Consider the following 8905-nt stretch of genomic DNA (forward strand, 5'->3'; position numbering starts at 1 on the left):
TCATGCATGGGAGAGACCGAATGACCTGGAAGCCGTTGCGCCTGCTGGGCGTGCTGGCCGTGGCGCTGTTGTTCATCCCTGGCGCCGCCGGTGCCGCGACGCGACAGCAGGAGCTGGACAGGTTGCTGACGCAGTACCACCAGCTGCGCCAGTTCAACGGCGTGGCGCTCGTCGCCAACGAGAAGGGCGTCATCCTGAAGAAGGCCTACGGCCAGGCCAACTTCGAATGGAACGTGCCCAGCACGCCGGACACGAAGTTCCGCCTCGCGTCCGTGACGAAGCAGTTCACGGCGATGGTCATCCTCCAGCTGGTCGCGGAGGGGAAGCTGAAGCTCGATGACACGCTGGTGTCGGCCCTGCCGGACTACCGCAAGGACACGGGCTCGCGCATCACCGTCACCCACCTGCTCAACCACACGTCCGGCATCCCCAACTACACGAGCCTGCCGGACTTCTTCGCCAAGGAGTCGCGCAACCCGTACTCCGTCGCGGACTTCGTGAAGCGTTTCGCCAGCGGTGACCTGGAGTTCGAGCCCGGCTCGAAGTTCGCCTACAGCAACTCCGGCTACTTCCTGCTGGGCGCCATCATCGAGCGCGCCACCAGCAAGACGTACGCGCAGGCGGTGCAGGAGCGCATCTTCACGCCGCTGGGCATGAAGGACTCCGGCTACGACGTCACCGCGACGGTGCTGCCCAAGCGCGCCAGCGGCTACGAGCTCGGGCCGGACGGCTACGTCAACGCCTCCTACCTGGACATGTCCCTGCCATACGCCGCCGGGTCGCTGTACTCGACGGTGGAGGACCTCTACCGCTGGGACCGCGCGCTCTACGAGAACAAGCTGCTGCCGGAGGCCCTGAAGCAGAAGATGTTCACGCCCGGCCTGGAGAACTACGGCTTCGGGTTCTCCATGGACCCGCTGAAGCTGGACGACGGAAAGACGGAGCTCGCCACCATCAACCACAGCGGCGGCATCAACGGGTTCAGCACTCGCATCTTCCGCGTGCCGGCGAGCAGGGAGGTGGTCATCCTCCTGGACAACACGTCGCGCGGCGACAAGCTCAAGCCGCTGGCCGCTGGCCTCTTCAGCGTGCTCCACGGCATCCCGCCCAAGGCGCCCCGGGTGGGCATCCGGGAGCTGCTGAGCATGACGGTCGACAAGGAGCCCGTCGCGAAGACCGTCGCGCGCTACCGCGAGCTGAAGGCCACGAAGCCGGACGCGTATGACTTCTCCGATGATCAGCTCAACAGCCTGGGCTACCAGCTGCTCCGGAAGGGCCGCGCGGCGGACTCCATTGAAATCTTCAAGCTCAACGTGGAGATGTTCCCCCAGGTGGGGAATGGCTACGACAGCCTGGGGGAGGCGTACCTCGCCGTCGGCGACAAGGCGCAGGCGCGCGTGAACTACGCCAAGGCCGTGGAGCTGGACCCCAAGAACAGCAACGCGGCGGGCGCGCTCCAGAAGCTTGGCGAACAGTCCGGGCCGCCCGCGACAAAGGCAGTCCCCTAGCGGCACCAGATGTGAGCGAATGCGCCCCGCGCCCCGGGCGTTGTGTCCGGGGGGCGGTCCCACGTGGTGCTCACGAGAGGTGCCTGCATGAAGCTCTATTTCAATCCGCGCAGCCGGGCGGTCATTGGCAAGTGGATGCTCGACGAGGCGGGGGTCGAGTACGAAATCGTGCCCATCGACCTGGAGAAGAAGGAGCAGAAGTCGCCGGAGTTCCTCCAGGTGAACCCCGCCGGCAAGCTGCCCGCGCTGGTGGACGGAGCTGCGCGCGTGTTCGAGAACACGGCCCTCTGTCTCTACATCGCGGACAAGTACCCGCAGGCGAAGCTGGCGCCCAAGCTGGATGCGCCGGAGCGCGGCCGGTATCTGTCATTGATGGTGTACTCGACGTCGCAGCTGGAGCCGTCCATGGGCGACCACATGGCGAAGCTTCCCCTGCTGCCGCAGCGCGGGTGGACGGAGTACGCGCAGACGCTGGACGCCGTGGAGCGCGAGCTGGGGGACGGCCCCTACCTCTTCGGCGACTGGTTCACCGCCGCGGACGTGATGATCGGCTCCATGTTCATCTACCAGCGCATGCTGGGTGGCGCGACGGGCCGGCCGAAGCTGGAGGCCTACGTGGACCGGCTGCTCGCGCGTCCCAAGTGCATGAAGCTGCGCTGAGGCGCTCCCGCTTCACGGCGCGGTGAAGCCCTGCGTCAGCCAGTCGATGAAGACGCGCACGCGCGGGGACAGCTGCCGGTTGCGTGGGTACATCAGGGACACGGGCGTGGGCGTCGGCGGGTGCTGGGGTAGCACGGGCACCAGCGTGCCGCGCCCGAAGTCCTCCTCCAGGCGGTAGCGCGGCGCCTGGATGAGGCCCAGCCCCAACCGTGCGGCCGCGACGAAGGTCTCCGCGCCGTTCACGGACATGGTGGTGGGCAGCACGACGCGGCGCACCTCGCCGCCCACCGTGAACTCCAGCGGAATCAGGCTCCCCGTCAGCGACGAGCGGAAGCCCACCATGCGGTGCCCGTGCTGGAGCGCCTCGACGCTCTCCGGCACGCCGTGCCGCGCGAGGTAGGCCGGCGACGCGCACGTCACCTCCTCCAGCAGCGCCACCCGGCGGGCCACCATGTCGCTGTCCTTGGGCTCCCCCGCGCGCAGCACGCAGTCCACGCCCTCGCGCACCAGGTCCACCAGCCGGTCGCCTTCGCTCATGTAGAGCTCGATGCCCGGGTAGCGCTCCAGGAACTCCGGCAGCCGCGGCAGCACGACCCTGCGCGCCAGCGTCCCCTGCACGTCCACGCGCACCAGCCCCTTCGGCTGGCCGCCCACGAACGCCGCGTCCGCCTCCTCCAGGTCCGCCAGCAGCGACACGCAGCGCTGGTAGTACGCCTCGCCGTCCAGCGTGGGGCTCACGTGCCGCGTGGTGCGCTGGAGCAGGCGCACGCCCAGCCGCTCCTCCAACTGCTTCACCGCGTCCGTCACTGACGAGCGAGGCAGGCCCAGGTCCTTCGCGGCCTGCGTGAAGCTCCGGCGCTCCACGATGCGCGTGAAGGCCTTCATGGCGTCGAACCGGTCCATTGTCCGCCCTGTCGAACAGTGATGCCGGAACAAAGCCGATTATCCGTGGCTCGGAAAGGTCCATCTTGTCCTCACCTGGCGCCGACGACGGCGCTCCCAGAGGAGAGGACCCCCATGACGACCCAGACCCATAAGAAGACGGCCCTTGTGACGGGCGGCTCGCGCGGCATTGGCGCCGCGGTGGCGGAGCGGCTCGCTCGCGACGGCTTCAACGTCATCGTCAACTACGCGGGCAACCGCGACGCGGCGGAGGACGTGGTGCGCAGGATTGAAGCGGCGGGCGGCCGGGCCCTGAGCCTCCAGGCGGATGTCGCCGACCCCACTGCCTTCCCCCGGATGTTCAACGCGGCGGAAGAAGCGTTCGGCGGCGTGGACGTGCTGGTGAACAACGCCGGCATCGGGAAGTTCGTGCGCTTCGCGGACTTCGACGACGCGTTGTTTGATCAGCACGTGGCCGTCAACATCAAGGGCACGTTCAACGGCCTGCGTGAAGCCGCGCGCCGACTGCGCGACGGTGGGCGCGTCATCAACTTCTCCACCAGCGTCATTGGCCTGCGGATGGAGAACTACGGCGTCTACTCGGCCACCAAGGCCGCCGTGGAGGCGATGACCGCCGTCCTCTCCAAGGAGCTGCGCGGCCGGAACATCACCGTCAACTGCGTGGCGCCCGGGCCCACCGCCACCGAGCTGTTTCTGGACGGCAAGTCCCCGGAGCTGGTGGAGCGCATGGCGAAGCTCAACCCCCTGGAGCGGCTGGGCACGCCGGAGGACATCGCCGCGTCCGTGGCCTTCCTCTCCGGTCCGGAGGGTGGGTGGATCAACGGACAGGTCCTCCGCGCCAACGGCGGCATGGTCTGAGAATCGTGCGCGAGGGGTGAGGGGAAAAAAGGGGCATTTCCGTTGGGTGGGGGCAGGCGCGAACCGGATGGCCATCACGGCCGCCGGGCGCCACCCATCAGGAGCAACCCCATGTCACCGTCCCCACGCCTTCGTTCCGTGCTGGGCTTCAGCGCATCCGCGCGGACGTCTGCCTTTCCCGGCGGCAGCGCGGACCTCCGGTAGCGCGAATGTCTTCCCCAGAGCCCATGGGCTCCGGGGAATTTTCACGGATTGCCCGGCTTCTCCTGGCCGCCGATGATGCGTTCGAACGACGCTCGGCGCCCTTTCGCGAGGGGAGGCATCTTGGAGTTGCGACACGGCCCATGGGCGGGTGCATCCCCGGATGCCGGGTTGGAGACGCTGCGGCGTGACCTGGGCCGGGCGCTCGCGAGCGTCTGTCCCGCGTCGCTCGCGGACCGGCGGGAGGACCTGTTGCAGGTCGCGATGATGAAGGTGGTGGAGCTGCGCGGGCGCACCCAGGGCCAGGCGGAGCTGACTCCCGCGTACCTGTACCGGGTGGCGTACACGACGCTCATCGACGAGCTTCGCCGGATGGGGGCGCGCAAGGAGGTGGCGTTGGAGGAGGTGGAGCAGGGGTCCGCCCAACCGGTGGCGCCGGGAGACCCGGAGCGCGCGGCGGGGGCCTCGCAGATTGCGCGGGCTGTGCGTGACTGTCTTCAGGGGCTGGTGCAGGACCGCCGCCTCGCCGTGACGCTGCACCTGCAAGGGCACACCGTCCCGGAGGCCGCGGAGCTGCTGGGGTGGGAGGCCAAGCGGACGGAGAACCTCATCTACCGGGGGCTGAGCGCGCTGCGAGCCTGTCTCTCCACAAAGGGAATCCAGCCGTGAGCGAACGCCGTCCCGAGGATGACACGCTGGATGCCGAGGGCGTGGAGCGGCTGCGCACGGCGCTGCGCGAGGATGACGCGGCAGGGGAGCCGGTGGATGCGGACCTCGTCTGGCGCGCGGTGAGGCAGGAGCTGCCGGTGGAGGAGCGCCGGGCGGTCATCGAGCGCGTCGCGGCGGATCCCGCGTGGGCACAGGCGTGGCGGTTGGCGAAGGCGATGTCGCAGGCCGCGGTGGAGGCGGAGCGGGGGGCTCCGGCGGTGGTGCCCGCGACAGGCGTGGAGGTGCCCGCGAAGGTGGTGTCCCTGACCGCCCGGCGCTTCTGGCAGGGGCGGCAGGCGATGGCCGCGATGGCGGCGACGGTGGTGGTCCTGGTGGGCGCGGTCGTGGTGGTGCGGCAGCAGCAGGCGCAAGTGGATCCGACGCGGATCCGCGGTGGGGCGGCGGAGGCCATCACCTCGCAGGTGCCGGACGCCACCGCGCTTCCCCGCGAGCAGTTCGTGCTCCGCTGGAGCGGAGTGCCCCAGGCGGTGTCCTGGAGCGTGCAGGTGTCGTCGGAGGATTTGAAGGTGTTCCATCGCGCGGAGCGGCTGGAGTCGCGCGAATACACGGTGCCGGTGGATGTGCTCGCGGAGTTGCCCTCCGGCGCGCGCATCCTGTGGCAGGTGGAAGCGCGGCTTCCGGATGGAAGCGTCCAGCGCGGCAGTACGTTCGTGAACCGGTTGCGGTGAGTGCCGCAATGCTTGGGCCAGGCCGGCAGCTCAATGACATGCAGAGGGGGATGTATGAAGGCAATCAATGCTTGCAGGGGATGGGTGCGCGCGCTGTCCATGATGGCGATGCTGTGGGGAGCCTCGGCCGCGGCGCAGGCGGCGCCCACGCCGTTCAATGTGATCCTGACCACGAAGTCGCTGGTGGGGGCCGCGCTGGACACGGTGGTGGCCTCCGTGGTGGACGCGGGCGTCCTGGGCCCGTCATCCACGGTGCCCATGACCCTGCGCATCGTGGACGACTCTGGTGCGGTGCTCGCGACCGTCACGGGCACCGTGAGCGCGACGGTGCCGCTGCGGGTGACCGTGACGGCACCTTCGTCCGCCGGACTTCGCGCGCAGCTCGTCCTGCCGCCCGGTGCCGGGAAGTTCTCCGCCGGCGTCCTGGTCATCGAGCGGGAGGGGCAGGGCTTCCCGCCGCCGCCTCACACGCGGCTGATCTGTGAGATTCCCCCCCATGTCAGCAGGGATCCCGAAACGGGCGGGGGGGATCCTGTCACCATCTGGACATGCAAGGTGGAGGTCGAGAGGACCTGATGTGATGGGAAGGCGGCGACAGCACGTGGGACGCCTGGGCGGCTTCACCCTTTCGGTGGGGCTGGCCCTGTGCGCCCCCGCGCGGGCCGCCTCGCCTCCAGTGCCCGCCGCGCTCGCCCGGTGCGAGGAGGCCTTCGACGCCCACCCGGAGGACTCCGACGCGGCGATGTGCTTCTTCCGGAACGCCCAGGGGCTGGAGGCGCGCGACGAGGCACGGCGCAGGCTCCAGGGGCTCATCGCGAGGCACCCGGACCGCCCCTGGCTCACGCTGGTGCTCGGCCACATGGAGCTGCCCTCCGAGCCTGCCCTGGCGGAGGCGTCCTATCGCCGCGCGGCCCTCGCCTTCCGGAGTCAGGGGGATGCCGAGGGAGAGGTGCTGGCCGGCATCAACCTGCGCAACGCGCTGGGCATGCGCGGCCAGAAGGAGGAAGCGCACCAGTGGGTGCTGCGCGTGGGCGAAGTGGCCCGGGCCTCCGGGAACCCCTGGCTGGAGGTGCGCGCGCTCATCCTGGAGGCCGCCGAGCTCTCCGACCTGGGCCAGGACCTGGGGCGTGCCTGGCGCCTGCTCAAGCGCGCGGAAGGGCTCGCCTTTCCGGACGGTACCGACGGCCTGAAGAAGCAGTTGCTTGGCTCGCTGGCCACGGTGAGCGCGAACCTGGGCCGCTTCGACGAGGCGCAGGACGCGTACGCGCGGCTCGCGGAGTTGGCGGAGCGCACCAAGGACGCGGGCACGGAGGCGCGCGTCCGCTTCGCGCTCGCGAACCTCGCCTGGCGGCGGCAGGACGAGCGTCCCAGCCAGGGAGGCCGGGCGGCGCTGCTGCGGCTCGGGCGCGAGGCGCTCGCGGCGTCCACGCGCGCGGGCAGCAAGGTCTCCGAGACGATGTCGCTGCGCCTCGTGGCGGAGCTGCTGGGCGACGGGCCCGGGGAGCGGAGCGAAGCGGAGGACGCCCTCGGCCGCTGCATCGACATCGCCCGGGAGACGGGCCTGCCCGAGCGGCGCATCGCCTGTCTGTGGACGCGCGCCGAACGCCGCGCGGCGGTGGACGCGGCCGCCGCGTGGCATGACGTGGACGAGGCCCTGGCGCTGGCCGCCGAGCACGACAACCCGCTCTACCTCGCCTCGGTGTGGCGCACGCGGGCGACGCTGGCCTTCCGCACGCGCCCGCTGCCAGAGGCCCTGGGACACGCGGAGCGCGCGCTCGACGCGGTGGAGGTGCTGCGCCAGTGGCAGCGGGACGCCTCCAGTCAAGCCGAGCTCTTCTCCAACTGGGCCAGCGACTACCACCGGCTCGCGGGCCGCATCCTGGAGGCCGGAGAGACTTCCGCCGTGCCGCCCCGCGAGGCCCTGGAGCGCGCCTTCGCGGTGAGTGAGCGCCTGCGGGCGAGGACGTTGTTCGAGGCCCTGGTGGCTTCCCGCGCGCTCCCGACGCAAGAGCAGCCACCGGAGCAGCGGGAGGCGAGGGACGGTGTGCTGCGGGGCCTGTCTGTCATTCAGCGGCGGTTGCTGGACCCCGCGCTGTCCTCGTCCGAGCGCACGCGGCTGCTGGGCGAGCTCCAGGAGTTGGAGCGCCGCGAAAGAGAGCTGCGTCCAGCGGCCCGGCACGCGGAGCTGCCGTTCGCGTCGCTCGCCGCGACCGAGCAGCGACTGGGTGAGGAGGAGGCCCTGTTCGTCTTCCTCGCGGGCTCTGAGCACGACGTCCAGGGCGAGCGCGCGGGAGGCGCGTGGGTGCTGGCGGTGACGCGCGAGGGCACGCACGCGTACCGCATCCCGGAGCGCGCACGGCTGCGCCCCGCGGTGGCGCTCCTGTCGGGCCTCATCGAGCGCCGCGACGGTTCGGAGGCAGGCACCGCCGCGGCGCTGTACGCGCAGCTGCTCGCCCCGGCCTTGCGTGAGTTGCCACCAAAGGTGTCGCGCCTGCTGCTGGTGCCGGATGGTCCACTGCACGACCTGCCCTTCGCCGCGCTGCGGGAGCACGCGGACGCTCCGCCGTTGATGGCCCGGTACGAACTGGCGCGAGTGCCCTCCGCGAGCCTGCTCCACTACTGGCGCGAGCAGCCCGCCCGGCCTCCCGAGGGCGAGGCCCTGGTCCTGGCGGATCCCGACCGGGGCGGCACCCTTCAGGGCACGCAAGTGGCCTCCGCGAGGGGTGGCGTGTTCCTGGAGACGGCGAGCCTGGGCGCGCTTCCGGAGGCGCGCCGCGAGGGCCGCACCGTGAGCGAGGCCCTGGAGGACACGGCCGTGAAGCCCCGGTTGCTCGTGGGAGCGGAGGCGTCCGAGCATGCCCTCAAGGAGTCCCGTTGGGACGCGGTGCGCATCCTCCACGTGGCCGCGCACGCGGTCGTGGACGTCGAGTCCCCCGAGCGCTCCGCCCTGGTGCTGGCCCCGGGCGCGGCGGGAGAGGACGGCCTGCTCCAGCCCCGGGAGATCACGGAGCTGCGGCTGCGGGACGCGCTGGTGGTGCTCTCCAGCTGCCGGGGAGCCTCTGGCGCGCTGCTCGCGGGAGAAGGCGTGCTGAGCCTCGCGCGGGCCTTCTTCGAGTCGGGAGCGAGAGCCGTGGTGGCCAGCCTGTGGCCCATGCGCGACGCAGAGGCCGCGGAGTTGCTGGAGCGCTACTACCGGCACCTGGCATCGGGGAAGGGCGCGGCGTCGGCGCTGCGCGAAGCCCAGCGTGAGGCCTGGGAGGACGGCGAGCCCGCGGCCATGTGGGCCGGGCTGGGGGTGATGGGGGACGCGGCGCTGGTGCCGGTGAGGCCCGCCGTCGGGGGCCTGGGGCGGAGTGTGCTCCTGGAGGTGTCCGCGGG

8 protein-coding genes are annotated in these 8905 nt (G+C 70.9%); 7 read left to right on the forward strand and 1 reads right to left on the reverse strand.

The genetic code is table 11. The features are described 5' to 3' along the window. The first annotated feature begins 20 nt into the window (after positions 1-20). Both D7X99_RS33875 and D7X99_RS33880 read left to right on the forward strand, forming a co-directional pair. Positions 21-1508: a serine hydrolase gene (locus D7X99_RS33875; RefSeq protein WP_121781369.1), complete on the forward strand. Its 1488-nt coding sequence runs from the start codon at positions 21-23 to the stop codon at positions 1506-1508. 87 nt (positions 1509-1595) lie between these two features. Then, positions 1596-2168, forward strand: a complete 573-nt coding sequence (locus tag D7X99_RS33880) for a glutathione S-transferase family protein (protein ID WP_121781370.1) — start codon at positions 1596-1598, stop codon at positions 2166-2168. Positions 2169-2180: 12 nt separating this feature from the next. Here the strand turns inward: D7X99_RS33880 and D7X99_RS33885 are convergent, their stop codons facing one another. Then, positions 2181-3071, reverse strand: coding sequence for a LysR family transcriptional regulator (locus D7X99_RS33885; protein ID WP_121781371.1), 891 nt, complete (start codon positions 3069-3071; stop codon positions 2181-2183). 114 nt (positions 3072-3185) lie between these two features. Between D7X99_RS33885 and D7X99_RS33890 the strand changes: the two genes are divergently transcribed. The 5 genes from D7X99_RS33890 to D7X99_RS33910 all read left to right on the forward strand — a co-directional run. After that, positions 3186-3929 (forward strand): SDR family oxidoreductase, encoded by a 744-nt coding sequence (locus D7X99_RS33890; protein ID WP_121781372.1) that lies wholly within the window; start codon positions 3186-3188, stop codon positions 3927-3929. A 324-nt stretch (positions 3930-4253) separates the two neighbouring features. Next, positions 4254-4799 carry an RNA polymerase sigma factor gene (locus tag D7X99_RS33895; protein ID WP_233613923.1) on the forward strand — a complete coding sequence of 182 codons (546 nt, stop codon included), beginning with the start codon at positions 4254-4256 and terminating at the stop codon, positions 4797-4799. Beyond that, positions 4796-5527: a hypothetical protein gene (locus tag D7X99_RS33900; protein WP_121781373.1), complete on the forward strand. Its 732-nt coding sequence runs from the start codon at positions 4796-4798 to the stop codon at positions 5525-5527. The genes D7X99_RS33895 and D7X99_RS33900 overlap by 4 nt, the downstream gene beginning before the upstream one ends. 84 nt (positions 5528-5611) lie before the next feature. Further along, positions 5612-6103 (forward strand): hypothetical protein, encoded by a 492-nt coding sequence (locus tag D7X99_RS33905; protein WP_121781374.1) that lies wholly within the window; start codon positions 5612-5614, stop codon positions 6101-6103. Between the two features lie 4 nt (positions 6104-6107). Then, on the forward strand, positions 6108-8905 hold a 2798-nt coding region (locus D7X99_RS33910; protein ID WP_199756402.1), incomplete at its 3' end, for a CHAT domain-containing protein.

Origin of the sequence: Corallococcus sp. AB032C, from assembly GCF_003668935.1 — a bacterium.
GTDB lineage: Bacteria > Myxococcota > Myxococcia > Myxococcales > Myxococcaceae > Corallococcus > Corallococcus exiguus.